Origin of the sequence: Sphingomonas taxi (assembly GCF_000764535.1) — a bacterium.
In the GTDB taxonomy this organism is placed as follows: domain Bacteria; phylum Pseudomonadota; class Alphaproteobacteria; order Sphingomonadales; family Sphingomonadaceae; genus Sphingomonas; species Sphingomonas taxi.
Genome location: NZ_CP009571.1, coordinates 3586879 through 3605987 on the forward strand (window position 1 = coordinate 3586879; position 19109 = coordinate 3605987).

Genomic DNA, 19109 nt, shown 5'->3' on the forward strand with positions numbered 1-19109 from the left:
TCGGAATGTCCAATCTTCTTGCGATGAGCGGCAAGTTCAGGTCCACGCCTGCGATCAGCCCCGCAGGCGTCAGCCAATCAAGATCGTTCTTCCTAGACGCATCGATCGATCAGGCCGTCGCCATCAAAGCGGCATGGCGTAGAGCGCGTGATGGGTCAGGATGAACAGCGTGCGTTTGTCCTTCCCCCCGATCAATAGCTGCAATGGCCGCTCGGGGGTGTCGATCCGGCGCTCGAGCTTTCCGTCCGCGCCGTAGACGAACACCTGCCCGTTGGCGACGTAGAGGGTCCCGGCGTCATCGCGCGCGACGCTTTCGCCGCCACGGTCTGCTACCACCTTCAGGTCGGTCAATTGTCCGCCGATGCCGACCAGTCCGCTGTACGTCCGGTTTTCCGATGCATTCGTCAGGACCACGCGCTCACCCTGTTTCGCGGCCACCAATCCATAAGCGTCGAGCGAGTCCGACCAGCGCCAGCCGAGAGTGTCCGCCGTGCTCTGGTTCCAGACGCGAAACGCCGGCAGCACCAGCGACCCGTCGGGCGAGACATATTCCTGCGGCTTGGCCTCGGCCATCTTGTCCACGAAGAATGCGGACAGGGGCGGGAAGGCATAGGTCTTGGGATCGAGCCGATCGGCGAACTCGCCATTGGCATAGACGTTGACCGGCAACAGCGTCGCCGCGTCGCCGTTTCTGCGCGCCGGGGTGGCGGGGATCGTGCGGATCTGCTCGGGATGCGCGGGATCGATGCTGTACACGCTGGCGTCCGTCCCCGCCGACGAGAGCACCATCAGGTCGCCGGAGCGGGCGACCGCCAGATTCACCGGGTCGAGCGGCGTATCCGTCAGCAGCGACAATCCCTCCTCCTGCGACCAGCCATGGATGCGGTGTTGAAAGCGGTCGATGAAGTAGAGCTTGCCGCTGGCATCGACCGCGCCGCCGGCGACCGAATAGAAGCCGTCCGCCAGTTTCCGGATGCCCGGCGTCACCACGACGCCGGACTCAGTGGCCGCGGCTGCCGCGGTGGCGGGGACGTCCAATCTGGCGAACTCGCGCTCGCGCACCTCCTGCCGGCGCGTGTAATCCTTGATCGCATTCTCGAACGGATATTTGCTGGCGCGCGAGAAGGTGCCGCAACCCTTTGCGTCGCAATGCGCGAAGCTGTTGTCCGCGTTAACGTGGACGTTGCGGAACCGGATGTCGCCCGAATCGAACAGCCGCACCGCCGTGTCCATCGGCTTGGCCGACCGCGTCACCCGATAGCTGTGGTAATTGGCGAACAGGATGTTGCGCGAATGGTGGAACTCGGTCGACACCGCATTGACCCCGTCGGTGACCTCCTGCTCGGTCTGCGGCCCCAGGAATTGCCAATTCTCGACGTTGCGCAGCACGATCTCGTTCTTGAGGTGATGCTCCGCCGACAGCTCGTAGACATAGCCCGGCGTCTTGGTGTCGGACACCATGAAGCCGCTTGACGCGAGTCCGTTGGGGGTCCAGATCGCGGCGAAGGTGCCGCCGCCGCCATCGGTCACCCAGATGCTGGCATGTTGCGAATCCATCCGTGCGCCGGGTTCGTTGACGCCGGTCGGCTTGCCGCCCGCCAGGACGACCGGGCCGTGGATGCGGACGTCGTTGACCAGCGATGCCTCGCCGGCCTTCCAGATCAGCGCCGTCGCACGCGGGTTGATCGCCCCCGCCCACAGGCCGAGCCCCGAGACGATCGCATTGCCGCCGCGGGCGCTCTCCACCATCGCCTTGGCGGCGCCCGTACCCGCATAGCCTTCCGTCCGGTTCGCCAGCGTGATCTGGGTCAGATCGGGATGCAGCGCGATGACCACGCTGTCCGGCCGCAGCTTCAGCGTATCGGTGATCCGGTAGCGGCCGATCGGCAGGTAGACGACGCGATGCGCGGTGATCGCGCGCTGGAGCGCGGCGGTATCGTCGGTGCTGTCGTCGCCCCGCGCGCCGGCGTCGCGCACGTTGGCCCATTCGCGCACCGGCGGCAGCGCGCGGATCGCCGGCGCGCGCCGCGTCGGCACCCGGGGCAGCGGGCTCATGCTGAGGTCGGTCGCATAGTCGCCGACGGCACCGAGGCCGGGTAGTTTCAGCCCGTAGGAGAAGTCCTTGACCAGCCAGCGGCTGCCCTGGCCTGCCAGCGTCCTGCCGCTGTCGCGAAACAGCGCGAACGTCGGCGTGTTGATGCCGATCGCATGGTCGAAGCCGATCTGGGTGAAGACGCTTTTCTCTTCGGAGATCAGCACGGCGGCGCGCGACACGTTCTCGAAGCGGACGTCCTTGCCCCACAGGGAATCCGAATAGCCGCGATCGATCTCGATGCCGACCGGCGTGTTGCGGATCGAGACGTTGACCAGCGTCAGGCCTAGTTCGTGTTCGCGGATCGCGGCGTCGCGCTGCCCCTCGAATTCGGAATCGATGAGCGTGAACGGCCAGGCGGGCGACGTCTTTTCGCTGATGATGCCGTAGCGACCGCCGTAGAAGCGCAGGTCCTCGCATTCGTTGCCGGCCTGGTAGATGCCGGCGAGGCCGGATCCGAGCTGGAAGTCGGCGTGCCGCACGAAGGCATGTTGCGCCACGCGGAAGCGGATGGCGACGGCGCCGGCATTGCCTTGGCCGAGCGCGAAGTCGACGTTCGAGAGGGCGGAATAGAAGGTCGTCTGGGTCGCATCGAACACGGCGGGGTCGAACGGGCGGGTGGTGGGCGGCGGGATCGGTGGCTTGCCCGACCGGTATTGATCGTCGCCGGTGAAGCTCACCACCGCGGCGATACCGTCCGCAAAGCCCGGCGTGTTGTCGCCGAGCACGATCACCGGGCGCGTCTTGCCGATGCCGAACACCCGGACCGCGGAACGGATCAGGATGGTGCGACCGACCCGATAGCGTCCCGACGGCAGGAAGACGATGCCGCCCTTGGCGCCGCCGGTCCTCGCCGCGGCATCGATCGCCTGCTGGATCGCCGCGGCATCGTCGGCGACGCCATCGCCGACGCCGTTCACCGTGATCGCCCGTGGCTCGTCCGGACGGGTGACGTACACCGACGAGGACGCCCCATATGCGGGACCGGCGATGCTCGCCAGGGCGACGCCCAGCATCACGAAGGCTTTCAACTCATGCTCTCCCGGGACCGATCCGTTCGCGGACTGGGTTATGCCGCGCGGCGGGGGCGCGCAATCCGTCGTAAGGTCGTAGATTCATTGGTATTTTCGGAAGGTCGGATCGGCTTCAGTCCTTGAACAGCAGGGGTGCCATCTCGCGCAGGCTCCGTCGCCACGACAGGAATTCGTGACCGGTGCCGGGCGAGACGTAGAAGACGCTGTTGATGCCGGCCTTCTTCAGCGCATCGGCATTCGCGCGCGGATCGACGCGCGGGCCGCCGGGCGGACCGGTGCGTCCCCCGTCCAGCTCGCGGCTGCCGAAGCTGACGAAGGTCAGCTTGACGCGTTCGCGGTATCCCGGCGTCTTGTCGACGTCGTTCAGCGACATGGTCCCGCCGCTCAGCAGGCCGATATAGGCGAAGGTGTCGAGGTGCTTCGGCGCGATCAGCTTGGTCTCGAAACCGCCCATCGACAGCCCGGCCATGGCACGGTGGCGCTGGTCGGCGAGGGTGCGGAAGTGCGCATCGACGTAAGGGATCAGCTCGTTGACCAGCACGGTCTGGAACGGCTTGATGTCGAAGCGCGCGAGGCCGCCGGGACTGCCCGGCCTAATGTCGTTGGTCATGCCGTAGGTCATGACGATGATGAAGGGCCGCGTTCGGCCGGACGCGATCAGATTGTCCATGATCAGATTGGCGTGCCCCTGATTGGACCAGGCGGTCTCGTCCTCGCCCCAGCCATGCTGGAGGTAGAGCACCGGATAGCGCGTCGGCTTGCCGGCGTCGTAGCCGGGCGGCGTGTAGACGAACGCGCGACGCTGCGTCTGCGTGCTCGGCGACGGGAACAGGATCTGTTCGACGTGGCCGTGCGGGACGGCCTTCAGGGCGTAGAATTCGGCATCGTCGGCCGGTATCTCGATGCCGCTCTCCCAGCGCGTCGATCCGTAGAAGTTGAGCGTGCCCGGATCGTTGAACGTCCCGCCATCGACGGTCAGGTGGTAATAATGGAATCCCGGGTCGAGTGGGCCTTCCGACGTGCCCGTCCACGATCCGTCCGCCGCCTTGGCGAGCACCGTGCCGCCGCGCCCGCCAAGGCCGAGGCTGACCTTGACGCTCCTCGCTTCGGGCGCAGTGATCTTGAAGCGGACGAAGCCCTGCGAATTGACCTGGGGATAGCTCTGCCCTGGCTGGTTCAGCGTCGAGGGCCTGAAATCCTCGACCACCGCGGGCACGGCGGTTTGCGCCAGAGCTGTAGGAGCGATCATGGCCGCGGCCAGCATCGCAGCAAGAGCGATCTTCACCAGACATCCTCCCTCAAAGAAGCATATCCGCATCTAATATCGCCTTGTTGTCAATGACCTATGCGTCGCTTGCCGACCCTCCGTCCGATCGTCATCAGGCCGGGCAATCATTTGTAATGTGGGAGTATTGACAGCCGGCCCAAATCCCACGACACGTGATGGTAACGTTACCAGATACATCTGGACAGGAAGGGAGAGGCCATGTTGAACCGTGCTGGCGGATCGCGTTTGCGAATGAGAGGGATCGGCTCGGCGAGCGTCGCCGCCATCGCCATCGGGCTCGTCTGCACGCCGGCAGCGGCGCAGCAGACGCCGGCCCCGGTCGACGTCCAGCGCGCCACGCCGGTCCAGACGGACGCCGGCGGTCAGTCGGCGGATGCGGCAGGGGGCACGATCACCCAGGCGGACCCGCAGTCCGCGGCAGCAGCCGGCCAGGATACGCCGGCCGAGGATATCGTGATCACCGGATCGCGCATCACCACCGGCGGCTTCACCGCGCCGACGCCCACCACGATCATCGATTCGGCCGCGATCGCCGCGAACGCACAGCCCAACGTCTTCACCACGATCGCGCAATTGCCCTCGCTGCAAGGCTCGACCGGCACGTCGGTCGGCACGTTCAGCACCTCGAGCGGGCAGCAGGGGCTCAGCTCCTTCTCGCTGCGCGGCGTCGGCGCGATCCGCACGCTGACCTTGCTCGACGGCCAGCGCGTGGTCGGCGCGAACGTGACCGGCGTTCCCGACATCAGCCTGTTCCCGCAACTGCTCATCAAGCGCGTCGACGTCGTCAACGGCGGCGCGTCCGCCTCCTACGGTTCGGATGCGGTCGGCGGGGTGGTCAATTTCATCACCGACACCCGGTTCAAGGGCATCCGCGGCAACGTTCAGGGCGGCATCACCACCTATGGCGACGACGAGCAGGTGCTCGTCCAGCTCGCGGCCGGCACCAGCGCGCTGAACGATCGGCTGCACCTGATCGCCAGCACCGAATATGCGCATGAGGAGGGCGTCGGCGGCGGCGACTTCGGCATCGGCCTGGCGGGCGGGCGTGACTGGTTCCGCCAGTCGACGCTCATCAACCGCAACGTCGTCAATGACGGTTCGCCGCAATATCTGTTCCGCGACTTCGCCCAGCCGTACAATTACACCAAATACGGGCTGATCACGGCGGGGCCGTTACAGGGTATCGCCTTCGATCAGGGCGGCAATCCGTTCCAGTTCAACTATGGCTCGAACGGCGTTCCGGCGCGCGACGCGGCCGGCAACGTCAACGGCTGTTACCCCGGCTTCTGTCTGGGCGGCGATCTGTCCGGCAACGTCGACGCGGGGCGGACGCTCCAGTCGAAGATCCAGCGGGTCAACAGCTACGGCCGGATCGGCTTCGACTTCGCGCCCAACGGCGAGATCTACGCCACCGCCAACATCGGTCAGGTGAAGACCAGCAACCAGCCGGTGGGCGGGCAGAATCGCCCCAATCTCACCATCCAGTGCGCCAATCCCTTCGTACCCGCGCTGGTGCAGGCCGCCTGCGCCACCGCCGGGATCACCAATTTCCAATATGGCACCAGCAACGCGGCGCTCGGCAGCACGCAGGTGTTCACCGATCGTCGGCAATACCGGTTCGTCGCCGGCGCGAAAGGCCGCCAGCCCGTCGCCGGCTCGGAGTGGAGCTACGACATCTATTACGAACATGGCACCAATTATTCGAACATCGACGTCAACAACATCCTGCTGTCCAACCGCTTCAACCAGGCGATCAACGCGACGACGCTGAACGGCGCGATCGTCTGCGCCAATGCGGTGGCGCGCGCCAACGGCTGTCAGCCGCTCAACATCTTCGGCGGCAATCCGTCCCAGGCGGCGCTGTCGTACATCATGCCCGAGAACGGGCCGCGGCAGCGGACGCGGCAGACGCAGGACGTCATCAGCCTCAACTTCTCGGGATCGCCCTTTTCGTCGTGGGCGGGACCGGTCTCGGTCGCCTTCGGCGGCGAATTCCGGCACGAATTCTACACCGTGCGTGCCGATCCTTATGGCGCCGGCTTCGCCAACACGCCCGCCGATGCGGCCTATCCCGCCGATCCGACGCTGCTCGCGGGCGGCAACAACTGGTATGCGGGCAATTACAAGAACGGCAACGGCGCCTACAGCGTCAAGGAAGCCTTCGTCGAGGCCGATTTGCCGCTGATCAACTCCGATCTGGCCGGGCGCGCCAACGTCAACGGCGCGGTGCGCGTCACCGACTACAGCACCTCCGGAACGGTATGGGCGTGGAAGATCGGCGGCACCTGGGACCTGCCGCTGGACGGCCTGCGGGTGCGCGGCGTCACCTCGCGCGACGTGCGCGCGCCCAATCTGTCCGAATTGTTCGCCGCGCCGGTGACGACCACGCTGCCGGGCTTTTTCGATCCCTTCCGCAACGTCAACGTGCTGGCGATCCAGAACACGATCGGCAACCGCAACCTGACGCCGGAGATCGCCCGCAACACCACCTTGGGGATCGCCTTCTCGGGCTCGAAGGCGCTGCCGGGGCTCAGCCTGTCGGTCGATTACTACAAGATCAAGATCACCGACGTCATATCCAGCCTGGGCGCGGCAGACATCGTCAACCTGTGCTTCCAGAACATCGCGCCGGAAACCTGCGGCGCCTTCAACCTGAACAACAATGCGGGTCCGAACTTCATCAACGTCCAGGCCTTCAATCTCGCATCGATCGAGACGGACGGGTTCGACATCGAGGCGAGCTATCGCTGGCAACGGCCGCTGGGACTGCCCGGCAGCCTGACGTTGCGGGCGCTGGCGACGAACATCCGCAGCTTCGTCACCGATACCGGCCTGCCCGGTACGATCCCGGTCGACAGCGCCGGCGCCAACATCGGCAACACGCCCGACTGGAAGTGGCTCGCGGTGCAGACCTATGCCACCGACGATTTCTCGCTGCTGGTGCAGGAGCGCTGGTTCAGCGACGGCGTGCTCGGCCATCAATATGTCGAGTGCACGACCGGCTGCCCGGTCTCGACCAACAACCGTCCGACGATCGACACCAATTTCATCCCCGGTGCCTTCTACATGGACGTCGGCGGGACCTACAATCTCACCTCGGCGATGACCGCCTATTTCAAGGTCGACAACGTGTTCAACCGCGATCCGGCGCGCTCGCCGTATTTCGTCAATCCCGCGCTCTACGACGTGCTCGGCCGCGTCTACCGCGCCGGCGTCCGTTTCAAGTTCTGAACCGTCCCCCCTCTGTGGTCCGGGAGCAGCGCTTCCGGACCACTTTTTTGGAAATTCCATGGTGCGCGCTTCCCGCCTGACCGCAATGCTGCTGCTGACCTCCGCCGTCGCGAGCGCGGCGCCCGACGTCCGGCCCGGCGCCAATCCGATCATCCGCGACACGTTCACCGCCGATCCGGCGCCTCTGGTGGTCGGCGACCGGCTGTACCTCTACGTCGGGCATGACGAAGCGCAGCGCGACGAGATGTTCAACATGAAGGAATGGCTGGTCTATTCCACGACGGACATGCGGCATTGGACCCGCCACGGGCCGATCATGAAGGTGTCCGACTTTACATGGGCGAAGAAGGACGCCTGGGCGTCGCAGACGATCTTCAAGAACGGCAGATACTGGTTCTATGCCGCGGTCGAGCATGACGACACGCATCCCGGAAAGGCGATCGCGGTCGCGGTGTCCGATCGCCCGACGGGGCCGTTCGTCGATGCCAAGGGGTCGGCGCTCATCACCAATGGCATGACGCCGAAGGGCACGCATAGCTGGGAGGATATCGATCCCACCGTGCTGACCGACGACGACGGCACGACCTGGATCGCATGGGGCAACCGGCAATGCTACATCGCCCGGCTGAAGCCCAATATGGTGGAGATCGACGGGCCGATCGTCGAGATCACGCCCCCGCATTTCGAAGAGGGGCCGTGGCTGCACAAGCGCGGCGGGCTTTACTATCTGACCTATGCCTCGCTGGATCGCGCGACGCATCGTGACGAGCGCGTGTCCTATTCGACCGCACCGTCGCTGAAGGGGCCGTGGACGTATCGCGGCGAACTCACCGGATCGGGGAAGTACAGTTTCACGATCCATCCCGGCATCGCCCGGTTCAAAGGCGCGTGGTATCTGTTCCTGCACAATGCAGCGCTGACGATCGGCGACCTGAACGGGGCGATCGGACGGCGGGCGGTGACCGTCGAGCCGCTGCGCTACAAAGCGGACGGCGCGATGATCCCCGTCGTGCAGACCGATGCCGGCGTCACCGCCCCGACGCGGTGATCGCCTACGGCATGGTCCGGACCGGATGGGGCAGGGGGTTCGACCGCGGCGTCGCCGTGGACTCGCGTTCGATCAACTGGTGGTCGAGGATGGTCGCGCGCGCATCGTCGTCCGCCACCGGGCCCGCACGAATGTCCTGGATCAGCAATTGCAGCGCCGCCGCAGCGAGCGCGCGCACCGGTTGGCGGATGGTGGTGAGCGGCGGCCAGAGCGTGGTGGCGGCGGTGCTGTCGTCGAATCCGGTCACGGTGAGATCGGCGGGAACGTCGAGATGACGGCGATGCGCCACCGAGACGACGGCCGCGGCCATATCGTCGTTGCTCGCGAAGATCGCCGTAGGCGGATGCGCGCCGGCGAGCAGCGCCTCGCCGGCGACGAGTCCCGAGGCATAGCTGTAGTCGCCCTGGACGATCTGGACGTCGAGGTCGCCTTCCTCGTCGACGGCCGCCCTGAAGCCGGCGAGCCGTTCCGCGCTGGCGGACTGGTCGGGATTGCCGAGGATGAAGCCGAGGCGCCGGTGTCCCAGCGCGATCAGGTGCCGCGTCATGTCATAGGCGGCACGGCGATTGTCGATGCCGACGCAGATCGCGCCGCGTGCCGCCCCGCCCACCACCGCGACCGGCAGCTTCGCGGCACGCAGGATCTGACCGACCACTTCGGATTCGCCGAGGGGCGGCGCGAGGATCATGCCCGCTACCCGCGAATCGATCAGCCCCTGGATCGCCTCGCGGCTCGGCGGCTTGCCATTCTCTCCCTTCAGCAGGATCAATTGGGCGGCGCGGGCCGACGCTTCCTCGAAGACGCCGGCGAGCAGGTCGCTCATGAACGCCGCGCTGGGATTGGAATAGATCACGCCGATCCGGATCTCGCGCGACGTCACCAGGCTGCGGGCGGTCAGATTGGGCGTATAGTTCAACGCGCTGATGATCTCGCCGACGCGGGCACGCACCTCGTCGCGCACCCCCGGATCGCCGTTGATGACGCGCGACACCGTCATCGGCGACACGCCGGCATGTTTCGCGACGTCGATGATCGTGACGCCACGCGAGCGGCCTCTGGAACGGGTCAACTGTCTAGCGTCCTATCATCGGGCGCGTGGACGCCCGGCTGTTCCGCATCGACGTGCATCGTGCCGGGCGTGCAGGTCAATGGGGTCGTGCCGTCCTGCGCCGCTTCGGTACGCAAGCCGCGATCGGAACGCTTGCCATCCCATACCGCCAACACCTAACCCTGCATGGTAACGTTATCGAGGAGCGGCGACGTGAGGCGTTTCCCATATATACGCTGGACGATCATCGCGCTGTTCGTGGTTGCGATGATCATCAATTATCTGACGCGCAGCATCCTCGGGGTCGCCGCGCCCGCGATCATGGCGGAGCAGCACATCTCCTCCGCGCAATATTCCTGGATCACCGGCGCCTTCCAGTTCGGCATCATGTTCCAGCCGCTCGCCGGATACCTGCTCGATGTGATCGGGCTGAAGGTCGGCTTCACGCTGTTCGTCGCGATCTGGTCGTGCATCACGCTCGGCCATGGCTTCGCCAACGGCTGGATGGGCTTCGCCGGCCTGCGCGGTGCGCTCGGCCTGGTCGAGGGATCGGCGCAACCGGCGGGGATGAAGCTGGTGGCGGAGTGGTTCCCGGCGCGCGAGCGCGGGGTGGCCGGCGGGATCTACCAGATCGGCGCCTCTTTCGGTGCCGTATTCGCGCCGCCGCTGGTCGCCTGGGCGGTGTTCAACCATAGCTGGCGTGCCGCCTTCTTCGTCGCGGGGGGCCTCGGGCTCGCATGGGTCGTCGCATGGCTGGCCTGGTATGCCCCGCCGCAGCGCCACCGGCGGCTGTCCGATGGCGAACGGACGCTGATCGTGGCGGGGCAGGAGGCCGCGCTGGTGAAGCATCGCCGCCGCCCGCCGCTCGGCGAGTTGCTGCGCAAGCGCAATCTCTGGACGATCGCGGCGGCGCGATTCCTCGCCGATCCGGTCTGGGGCATGCTGTCGCTCTGGATGCCGCTCTATCTGGTGCAGGCCCGGCATTTCGATCTCGGCCAGATCGCGTTGTTCGCGTGGCTGCCGTTCCTCGCCGCCGATCTCGGCTGCCTGTTCGGCCCGGCGGTGGTCGCCTTTCTCCAGCGCCGCGGCGTCGGCCTGATCGACGCCCGGCGCGGCGCCTTCACGCTCGGCGCGGTGCTGATGACCGGCATGATGTTCGTCGGCACGGTGACCAGCCCGGCGGCGGCGATCGCGTTGCTGTGCCTCGGCGGCTTTGCGCATCAGACACTGTCGGTCACGGTGATCACCTTATGCTCCGACCTCTTCCCGCACGATCAGGTGGCGACCGCCACCGGCGTCTCGGGCACCGCCGCCAATCTGGGCGTGCTGATCTTCACGCTTTCGCTCGGCTCGATGGTCGACCAGATCGGCTATCAGCCCTTCTTCATCGTGCTCGGCCTGCTTGATCTGGTGGGCGCGGCGCTGCTCTGGACCCTGATACGGAAAGCCGTATGACCCCTTCCAATCCCATCCTGCCCGGCTTCAATCCGGACCCGTCGATCGTGCGGGTCGGGGACGATTTCTACGTGGCCACGTCGACCTTCGAATGGTTTCCCGGCGTCCGCATCCATCACAGCCGCGACCTGGCGACCTGGCGGCTGGTCGGCCGGCCGCTGATACGGCCATCCCAGCTCGACATGCGGGGCAATCCGGATTCCTGTGGAGTCTGGGCGCCCGATCTCAGCTACAAGGATGGTCGTTTCCATCTGCTCTTCACCGACGTGAAACGCTACGGCCGGACCACGGTGGACGGCGCGAGAGGCGCGTCGCTGCGCGATTTCCACAATTACTGGGTGTGGAGCGACCGGATCGACGGCGACTGGTCCGACCCGGTCCACCTCAACAGCAGCGGGTTCGACCCCGCCTTGTTCCATGACGACGACGGGCGAAGCTGGCTGCTCAACATGCTGTGGGACCATCGGCCCAACCGGCGCAGGTTCGCCGGCATCGTCGTGCAGGAGATCGATCTGTCCACCGGCCGGTTGCTCGGCGAGCGCCGGCGCATCTTCGAAGGCACCTCGCTGGGCTTCACCGAAGGTCCCCATCTCTACAAGCGCGATGGCTGGTATCATCTGCTCGTTGCCGAGGGCGGGACCGAACGCGGACATGCCGTCGTCATGGCGCGGTCGCGGTCGCTGACCGGGCCCTATGAACCGCATCCCGACGGCCCGGTCCTTACCGCGCGCAACCGGCCCGATGCGCCGCTGCAACGGACCGGCCACGGCGATCTCGTCGAGGGGCCGGACGGCGCGACCTGGATGGTCTATCTCTGCGGCCGGCCGCTTCCCGCCAGCGACCGCTGCGTGCTCGGCCGCGAAACGGCGATCCAGCGGATGGCGTGGGGCGAGGACGGCTGGCTGCGCCGGGCCGACCCCTGTGCGGGTCACGGTGCGGACCACGGCCGCGCCGAGCCGGTCCGCGCGCTGGACCGGTTCGACCGGCCGACGCTGCCGCCCGCCTTCCAGTGGCTCCGTTCGCCGCACCCCGAACGCCTGTTCAGCCTGACCGATCGACCGGGGCATCTCAGGCTCTTCGGTCGCGAGACGATCGGCAGCCATTTCGAACAGGCGTTGGTCGCGCGCCGGCAGACGGCGTTCCGCTATGACGCCCGGACGCTGCTCGACTTCGATCCGGCGCATTTCCAGCAGGCGGCCGGTCTGGTCTGCTATTACAACAGCACCAAATATTTCTTCTTCCACGTCACCGCCGGTGACGCCGGCGAGCGCCAGATCCAGGTGCTTTCGGTGACGCCGGAAGGCGAGGGGCAGAGCCTGCTCGGCGATCCGATCCTGCTCGATGCGGGGCCGGTCGAGCTGCGCGCGCAGGTGGATCACGAGCGCCTGCGTTTCGCCTTCCGGACGGGGCAGGACGCCGACTGGCGATGGATGCCTGCGTCGTTCGACGCCAGCCTGCTGTCGGATGAGGCGACGCTGCCCGGACTTCCCAACTTCACGGGCGCCTTCGTCGGCATGGCCTGCCAGGACATGGCCGGCACCGGCCGCCACGCCGATTTCGCCCGTTTCGATTATGTCGAGGAGGTCGGCTAGCGGTCAGGTCCGGCGCCTCGAGGGGCTGGACTGCTCCAAGGCGGAATGCGCCGGGATCGACCTCAGTAAAGATCGTTCCTCACGCTGTTCCGATAGTGAGTATCGACCGCCTCGGCATCGGCGGGCGACCCGCCGGCCATCGCGACCTTCATCTGACCGACCGAAGGCAGACTTTTGCGGTCGAGACGTGCCTCCGGCTGCCACAGGCGCGCCCGGTTTATCGCCTTGCCGCAGTGGAAGAGAACTTGATCGATCGCCAGCACGATCGCCGTCTTCGGAGCCTTCTGGCCCTCCTTCAACGATTCCAGCAGATCGACATCGGTGGAGATGCGAGCCTGACCGTTGATGCGGAGGAACACCTCCAATCCCGGAAACAGGAACAACATGGCGAGCCTGGAATCCTCGACCAGATTGCGCATCGTCTCGATGCGATTGTTGCCGGGCCAATCGGCAAAGGCGACGTGATGCGGATCCAGCACCTTCACGAATCCCGCTGGCCCCCCGCGCGGAGAAGCATCGAGGCCGAGTGCGCAGCCACTCGCGAGGCAGAAGAAGGTCGCGGCGGCGACATATGCTTCGTGGAACGGCAGCAGATACGGTAGCACGGCGCGCTGGATGGCCTCGGCAGGCTGTGCGTAGAGACGATCGAGATCGTCGCCGGTGACATTCGACATAACGCCTGACTCCCTGATGCACTTGCCCTTGTAGCGGTTCCGCCTTGGCGGCACTAAGCCACTCATGCCATTCGGTAGCAGTTTCACGCCATGATCGACCGTCGCCCACCCGATCAGATCGGCAACGATGCGGAGGGGCCGTCGGTCGTCGCCTTCACCGTGGAACTGCGGACAGAGTTCGCGACGCCGCCCCACAGACATGCCCGCGGGCAGATGATCGGCTGCAGCAGGGGAGTTGTGACGATCGCCACCGATGCCGGCTCATGGGTCGTTCCGGCCGGTCATGCGATCTGGCTGCCGCCCTATCAGGTGCACGGTGGTCAGAGCTTCGGACCCGGTGCCGGCTGGAGTCTCTATTTGGCGCCGAGCACCTGTCAGGCGCTCCCGCCCGCGCCGCGTACCGTCGCCATACCGCCGCTGCTGCGCGAGGCGATCCTGCGTGCGGCGTCATGGCCGGACGAAGCCATGGACGAGCCGCGCCAACGGATCGCCGACCTCATCGTTCACGAGATCGGCATGCTCCCCGCCGAGGCGCTCGGGTTGCCGGTTCCGCGCGACCCCCGGCTCCGGCGGATCGCCCGCGCGCTCCTGGAGCAACCGGCCGATGGCCGTTCGATCGATCAGTGGGCGGCTTGGGCGGGCACCACGGCACGAACGCTCAGTCGTCGCTTTCCTCAAGAAACCGGGCTGAGCTTCGTCGATTGGCGGCAGCGGGCGCGGCTGATGCGAGCGCTCGAGATGCTCGCGGAAGGAACGCCAGTCACGACGATCGCGATCGACCTCGGATACAATAGCATCAGCGGTTTCATCGCGCTTTTCCGTCGCACCTTCGGCGTCACGCCAGCAGCCCATCCGATCAGGCTGGCGCGTTAATCTTACTCGGCCGAGGACCGTTCACGCTGCCGGCAGGCCCGACCGCTGCCGCGTCATACATAGGCTGCCGTCGAAGCATCGGTAAACGGAACGCGCAGCCCAGCCGCGCGCTTAGCTCGCAGCAAAGGAGTTGATCATGATCAAGACGTTACTCGTGGCTGTCGTTGCGGCCGCAAGCCTTGGTTCACCCGCTTTCGCCGACACGCCGGGCAAAGGCTGGATCAGCGACGCGAAGGTCAAGACCATCCTCGCTAAGCGCGGCTATCAGGTCACCAAGTTGGAAGCCGACGACGGCCATTGGGAAGGCGAAGCGCGCAAGGCCAATGTGCGATATGAATTCCACGTCGATCCGCGCTCGGGTGCGATCACGAAGATGGAGCGAGATCACAACTGATCGGTGATTCCGCAAGTCTGGGGCACGGCGGCAGCGATCGGCGCTACGCGCCGCTGTCCTTTCTTCGGCGACTGCTTTCGGCAATTGCCGGAACGCGCCTGACCGTCCGTAAATTGGTAAGCTCGCGGTTTGCTATGCATCGCCCGCAACGCCCGGAATGATTTAGCTGTGGCACATTGCCAAGCGCCGCCTCCGCGCCGATGATGCGCCATGCAGACCCCGATCGACCCCGATCCTCCCCTCGAGGAGGGTATCGCTGCCGACCCGCGATACCAGGCGCTGGTGCGCGACCGGCAGCGCTTTTCATGGACGCTGACCGCGATCACCGTGCTGGTCTATAGCAGCTTCATCTCGCTCATCGCGTTCGACAAGCCGCTGATGGCACGCCCGATCGGCGGCGGCACGGTAAGCCTGGCGGTGGTGCTCGGCGCGGCGATGCTGGTCGGAACGGTGGCGATCTGCGCGGTCTATGTGCGGCGCGCCAATGGCGAATATGATGTGCGGCTGAGCGAACTGCTGGCGAGCGCCCGCCGGTGACCCGCGTCCTGCAATACGCCGCGCTTCTGACGCTGCTCGGCTGGACGAGTGGCGCGAACGCCGCAATCGCGGGCGCGGTCCAGCGTCAGCCTACCAACTGGACCGCGATCCTGATGTTCGGCGCCTTTGTCGGGATCACGCTGTGGATAACCGGTGCGGCGGCACGGCGGACGCGTACCGTTTCGGATTTCTACACCGGTGGTGGCATCACGGGCTTCCAGAACGGGCTGGCGATGGCGGGCGACTATTGCTCGGCGGCATCCTTCCTCGGCATTACCTCGCAGATCTTCAACGACGGCTACGACGGGCTGATCTACGCAATCGGATTCCTCGTCGGCTGGCCGATCGTGCTGTTCCTGATCGCGGAAAAGCTGCGCAACCTCGGCCGCTTCACCTTCGCCGACGTCGCCTCATACCGGTTCCTGCAGGGGCCGGTACGCAGCTTCTCGGCGATCAGCACATTGCTCGTCGTGTCATTCTACCTGATCGCGCAGATGGTCGGCGCGGGGCAGCTGGTCCAGTTGCTGTTCGGGCTTCCCTATCTCTATGCGATCGTCGTCGTCGGTGGGCTGATGATGGTCTATGTCCTGTTCGGCGGGATGCGCGCGACATCGTGGGTGCAGATCATCAAGGCGGTGATGCTGCTGTGCGGCGCGACATTCCTGGTCCTCGGCGTGATGGCGCATGTCGGCTTCTCGTTCGAGGCCCTGTTCGCCAGGGCCGTCGCGGTGAAGACGAAGCTTGCGCTCGATTCTGGCCTTGCACCGGGCGATGCGGCGGCGAAGGGCCGGGCGATTATGGGGCCGGGCGGCTTCATCAAGGATCCGATCTCGGCCTTGTCGTTCGGCTTCGCGCTGATGCTCGGCACCGCGGGGCTGCCGCACATCCTGATGCGCTTCTTCACCGTTCCCGACGCCCGCGAAGCGCGCAAATCGATCATGTGGGCGACGGTGTGGATCGGCTATTTCTATGCACTGACCTTCGTTCTCGGCTTCGGCGCGATCGTGATGATCTCGTTCAATCCCGACTATGTCGATGCGGCCGGCGCGCTGCGGGGCGGCAACAACATGGCGGTGATGCACTTGGCGCATGCGATCGGCGGCAACCTGTTTCTCGGCTTCATCTCGGCGGTCGCGTTCGCGACGATCCTCGCGGTGGTCGCAGGGCTAACGCTGTCCGCGGCCTCGGCGATCAGCCACGACGTATATGCCAGCGTCATTCGTAAGGGGGATGCTGATCCCGGGAAGGAACTGCGCGTGTCGCGCATCACCACGATCCTGCTTGGCATCGCGGCGATCATTTTGGGCATCGTGTTCGAGAAACAGAACGTCGCCTTTATGGTCAGCCTCGCTTTTGCTCTCGCCGCGTCGGGCAACTTCCCTGTGCTGGTGATGTCGCTGCTCTGGAAGGGCTGCACCACCAAGGGGGCGGCGTGGGGCGGGGCGATCGGGCTGCTGGCGGCATTTGGGCTGACGCTCGTCTCGCCGGTGATATGGGTGGCGGTTTTCGGTTTCGAACGTGCGATATTTCCGTACAGTTCGCCTGCGTTGTTTTCGGTCCCCGCCGGGTTTTTGGCGATCTGGCTCATCTCGACGCTCGACCGATCTCCACGTGCCGCGATCGACAGGGCGGGCTATCCGAACCAGCGATTGCGGTCCGAAACTGGCATCGGGGTTCATGAGTCCGTGAGCCACTGACCTCTGCCAGGTCTGGGTCGCTGCGGACATTCATGTGAACGTCCTGCAAGCGCAGACGTCCACATCAGTGGTTTTTCATACCGAGCCGAAGCGTGGCCTCCAGCCCGCCGGCGGGACGGTTGGCAAGGGACAGGTCCGCCCCGATCGCCGCCGCCTGCGCCAGCGCGATCGTCAATCCTATGCCGGTGCCGTCGCCGCTCGATCGCGACTGGTCGGCCCGCACGAAGGGATCGAATGCGCGGGCCAGTAGCGCCTCGTCCATGCCCGGGCCGGAATCCTGCACCGTGACGATCACAGACGTGCCGGCGCGGTGCGCGGCGATGTCGGCGCCGCCGCCATATTTGATCGCATTGTCGATCAGGTTCGACAGGCAGCGCGCCAAGGCATCGGGTCGCACCCGCACCAGCGCGCCGCAGCCTTGGGTGAAGCGCACCGCATGGCCGAATTCGGCGGCATCATCGGCAAGGCTGGACAGGAGCGAGTCGAGATCGACCGTCGACCAATCCTCGGCGCTCTCGCCGCTGCGGGCGAGGTCGAGGCCGCGTTTCACCATCGCCAGCGTCGCCGATAGGTCGGCGACCAGCCGTTCGCGCAACGCCTCATCCTCGACCTGCTCGAGACGCAGCCGCAGCCGCGTCAGCGGCGTCTGGAGGTCGTGGCTGATCGCCGCGAGCATCCGCGTCCGCTCGCGCAGGCCGGCGCGGACGCGCGCCTGCATCAGGTTGAAGGTCGCCAATGCCGCGCGCACGTCGCCGGGGCCGGTTTCGACCACCGGCTCGGCGTCGATCGATCGGGCAAAGGCGTCCGCCGCCGCGGAAAGGCGCCGGAGCGGCGCGGTCGCCAGCCTCGCCACGATCAACGACAGCGCGATCGCCGCGACGACGACGAGCAGCAGGAACAAGCGGTCGGTCGTCCAGCCCGGCGGGGCGGGCAGCCGCGGCAGATCGATCGCCACCGCGACGGGGTGCCCGCCCACGCGCAGCGTCAGCAGCCAGCAATCGGGCAGCATCAGCGGTTTTAGTCCTGCCGCGCGCGCACGGGAGCGGAATGGGTCGTGAAGCTGGCAGACACCGGTGGGCGCGTGCGCGAGCACGGCCTGTATCGCCGGCGCGGTGCGCCTTGCGAGCGTTGCGGTGAGGTCGTCGTCGCGCGGCGGGATCGGCCTGATCCCTTCGCCCGCGAGATGCGCGCCCAACAACCGGCCGTCGCGCAGGCTGACGAGCGCACCGGCGGGGTCGCGGTGCAGCCGATCGATGACGTCGAGCGCGCTCGCGATGACGCGCTCGTCGCGCACCCGCCGGAACTCGGCCCGCCGCCCCTGTTCGGCGAGGAACAGCGCGGCGAGCGACGCGATCGAGATGCCGACGACGAGGATCAGCGCGATCCGGCCCGCCAGCGATCCGAGAAAGCGCATCGGCCGGGCGGCGACGCGCCTCATGCGAACGTGGTCGTCGCCGCGAGCATATAGCCCTGGCCGCGTACGGTGAGGATCAGATCGTCGCCATCGGGTTTGAGCTTCTGGCGCAACCGGCTGATCTGATTGTCGATCGTCCGGTCGAACGCGGCGGTGGCGGCGCGCGTCGGCACCAGCGCCTCGCGCGACAGCGGCCGCCCGGCGGCGTGGACGAGGCGCGACAGCATGTCGAATTCCGCGGTCGACAGCATCACGACATTGTCGCCGGGGGCGAGCAGGCGACGTTTCACCAGATCGAGCCGCCAGCGGCCGAAGGTGGCGATGCGCGCCGGCGTGCCCGTGCCGCGGCGCAGCAGGTTGCGGATCCGTGCGGTCAGTTCGCGCGGCTCGAACGGCTTGGTCAGATAGTCGTCGGCGCCGAGTTCGAGCCCGAGCACGCGGTCGATCGCGCTGTCGCGCGCGGTGACCATGATGATCGCGCCGCCATAGCCCTCGGCGCGCAGTTCGCGGCACAGCATCAGCCCGTCTCCATCCGGCAGGCCGAGGTCGAGCACGATAAGATCGATCGCCGCCGCCGCCAGCGCCGCGCGGATGCCGGCGACGTCGCCCGCCGCGCTCAGCCGATAGCCCTCGCGCGCGAGCTGCGCCGCGACCAGGTCGCGGATGTCGGGATCGTCGTCGGCGATCAGCAGATGCGGACGGTCCGCCGCGGCACCGGGCATCATATCGTCG

14 protein-coding genes are annotated in these 19109 nt (G+C 66.5%); 8 read left to right on the forward strand and 6 right to left on the reverse strand.

Going from position 1 to position 19109, the window contains the following annotated elements:
* Positions 1-123 precede the first annotated feature (123 nt).
* Both MC45_RS16425 and MC45_RS16430 read right to left on the reverse strand, forming a co-directional pair.
* Positions 124-3108: a glycosyl hydrolase family 28-related protein gene (locus tag MC45_RS16425; protein WP_038667715.1), complete on the reverse strand. Its 2985-nt coding sequence runs from the start codon at positions 3106-3108 to the stop codon at positions 124-126.
* A 130-nt stretch (positions 3109-3238) separates the two neighbouring features.
* Entirely contained in the window at positions 3239-4411 is a 1173-nt protein-coding gene (locus MC45_RS16430; RefSeq protein ID WP_218916677.1) for an alpha/beta hydrolase, read from the reverse strand.
* 234 nt (positions 4412-4645) lie between these two features.
* Here MC45_RS16430 and MC45_RS16435 point away from each other — a divergent pair, with 234 nt between their 5' ends.
* On the forward strand, positions 4646-7645 hold the full coding sequence (locus MC45_RS16435) for a TonB-dependent receptor plug domain-containing protein (protein WP_038665482.1): 3000 nt from the start codon (positions 4646-4648) through the stop codon (positions 7643-7645).
* A 58-nt stretch (positions 7646-7703) separates the two neighbouring features.
* Positions 7704-8693, forward strand: coding sequence for a glycoside hydrolase family 43 protein (locus MC45_RS16440; RefSeq protein ID WP_038665485.1), 990 nt, complete (start codon positions 7704-7706; stop codon positions 8691-8693).
* 4 nt (positions 8694-8697) lie between these two features.
* Here the strand turns inward: MC45_RS16440 and MC45_RS16445 are convergent, their stop codons facing one another.
* Positions 8698-9762, reverse strand: coding sequence for a LacI family DNA-binding transcriptional regulator (locus MC45_RS16445; RefSeq protein ID WP_038665488.1), 1065 nt, complete (start codon positions 9760-9762; stop codon positions 8698-8700).
* Positions 9763-9954: 192 nt separating this feature from the next.
* On the opposite strand from MC45_RS16445, the gene MC45_RS16450 reads away from it, so the two are divergent.
* Both MC45_RS16450 and MC45_RS16455 read left to right on the forward strand, forming a co-directional pair.
* On the forward strand, positions 9955-11196 hold the full coding sequence (locus MC45_RS16450; RefSeq protein WP_245640753.1) for an MFS transporter: 1242 nt from the start codon (positions 9955-9957) through the stop codon (positions 11194-11196).
* The gene (locus MC45_RS16455; RefSeq protein WP_038665494.1) at positions 11193-12788 is read left to right on the forward strand and encodes a glycoside hydrolase family 43 protein; all 1596 of its coding nucleotides are present in this window, start codon (positions 11193-11195) and stop codon (positions 12786-12788) included. Before MC45_RS16450 ends, MC45_RS16455 begins: the two co-directional genes overlap by 4 nt.
* 62 nt (positions 12789-12850) lie before the next feature.
* Here MC45_RS16455 and MC45_RS16460 read toward each other — a convergent pair whose 3' ends face one another.
* Positions 12851-13462, reverse strand: coding sequence for an MSMEG_1061 family FMN-dependent PPOX-type flavoprotein (locus MC45_RS16460; RefSeq protein ID WP_038665497.1), 612 nt, complete (start codon positions 13460-13462; stop codon positions 12851-12853).
* 90 nt (positions 13463-13552) lie between these two features.
* Between MC45_RS16460 and MC45_RS16465 the strand changes: the two genes are divergently transcribed.
* The 4 genes from MC45_RS16465 to MC45_RS16480 all read left to right on the forward strand — a co-directional run bounded on the left by MC45_RS16465 (position 13553) and on the right by MC45_RS16480 (position 16963).
* Positions 13553-14335: an AraC family transcriptional regulator gene (locus tag MC45_RS16465; protein ID WP_038665500.1), complete on the forward strand. Its 783-nt coding sequence runs from the start codon at positions 13553-13555 to the stop codon at positions 14333-14335.
* A 136-nt stretch (positions 14336-14471) separates the two neighbouring features.
* Positions 14472-14729: a PepSY domain-containing protein gene (locus MC45_RS16470; protein ID WP_038665507.1), complete on the forward strand. Its 258-nt coding sequence runs from the start codon at positions 14472-14474 to the stop codon at positions 14727-14729.
* Between the two features lie 210 nt (positions 14730-14939).
* Positions 14940-15266 (forward strand): DUF485 domain-containing protein, encoded by a 327-nt coding sequence (locus MC45_RS16475; RefSeq protein WP_052075721.1) that lies wholly within the window; start codon positions 14940-14942, stop codon positions 15264-15266.
* Positions 15267-15274: 8 nt separating this feature from the next.
* Positions 15275-16963, forward strand: coding sequence for a cation acetate symporter (locus MC45_RS16480; RefSeq protein ID WP_052075840.1), 1689 nt, complete (start codon positions 15275-15277; stop codon positions 16961-16963).
* A 64-nt stretch (positions 16964-17027) separates the two neighbouring features.
* Here MC45_RS16480 and MC45_RS16485 read toward each other — a convergent pair whose 3' ends face one another.
* The gene (locus tag MC45_RS16485) at positions 17028-18401 is read right to left on the reverse strand and encodes an ATP-binding protein (protein ID WP_052075722.1); all 1374 of its coding nucleotides are present in this window, start codon (positions 18399-18401) and stop codon (positions 17028-17030) included.
* Positions 18398-19099, reverse strand: coding sequence for a response regulator transcription factor (locus MC45_RS16490; RefSeq protein ID WP_156143924.1), 702 nt, complete (start codon positions 19097-19099; stop codon positions 18398-18400). Before MC45_RS16490 ends, MC45_RS16485 begins: the two co-directional genes overlap by 4 nt.
* Between the last annotated feature and the right edge of the window lie 10 nt (positions 19100-19109).

Coding starts and splice junctions, on each gene's coding strand:
- MC45_RS16425 (WP_038667715.1), bottom strand. CDS start 3,108: ATGCTGGGCGTCGCCCTGGCGAGCATCGCCGGTCCCGCATATGGGGCG.
- MC45_RS16435 (WP_038665482.1), top strand. CDS start 4,646: ATGAGAGGGATCGGCTCGGCGAGCGTCGCCGCCATCGCCATCGGGCTC.
- MC45_RS16440 (WP_038665485.1), top strand. CDS start 7,704: ATGGTGCGCGCTTCCCGCCTGACCGCAATGCTGCTGCTGACCTCCGCC.
- MC45_RS16455 (WP_038665494.1), top strand. CDS start 11,193: ATGACCCCTTCCAATCCCATCCTGCCCGGCTTCAATCCGGACCCGTCG.
- MC45_RS16460 (WP_038665497.1), bottom strand. CDS start 13,462: ATGTCGAATGTCACCGGCGACGATCTCGATCGTCTCTACGCACAGCCT.
- MC45_RS16465 (WP_038665500.1), top strand. CDS start 13,553: ATGATCGACCGTCGCCCACCCGATCAGATCGGCAACGATGCGGAGGGG.
- MC45_RS16470 (WP_038665507.1), top strand. CDS start 14,472: ATGATCAAGACGTTACTCGTGGCTGTCGTTGCGGCCGCAAGCCTTGGT.
- MC45_RS16475 (WP_052075721.1), top strand. CDS start 14,940: ATGCAGACCCCGATCGACCCCGATCCTCCCCTCGAGGAGGGTATCGCT.
- MC45_RS16485 (WP_052075722.1), bottom strand. CDS start 18,401: ATGAGGCGCGTCGCCGCCCGGCCGATGCGCTTTCTCGGATCGCTGGCG.
- MC45_RS16490 (WP_156143924.1), bottom strand. CDS start 19,099: ATGCCCGGTGCCGCGGCGGACCGTCCGCATCTGCTGATCGCCGACGAC.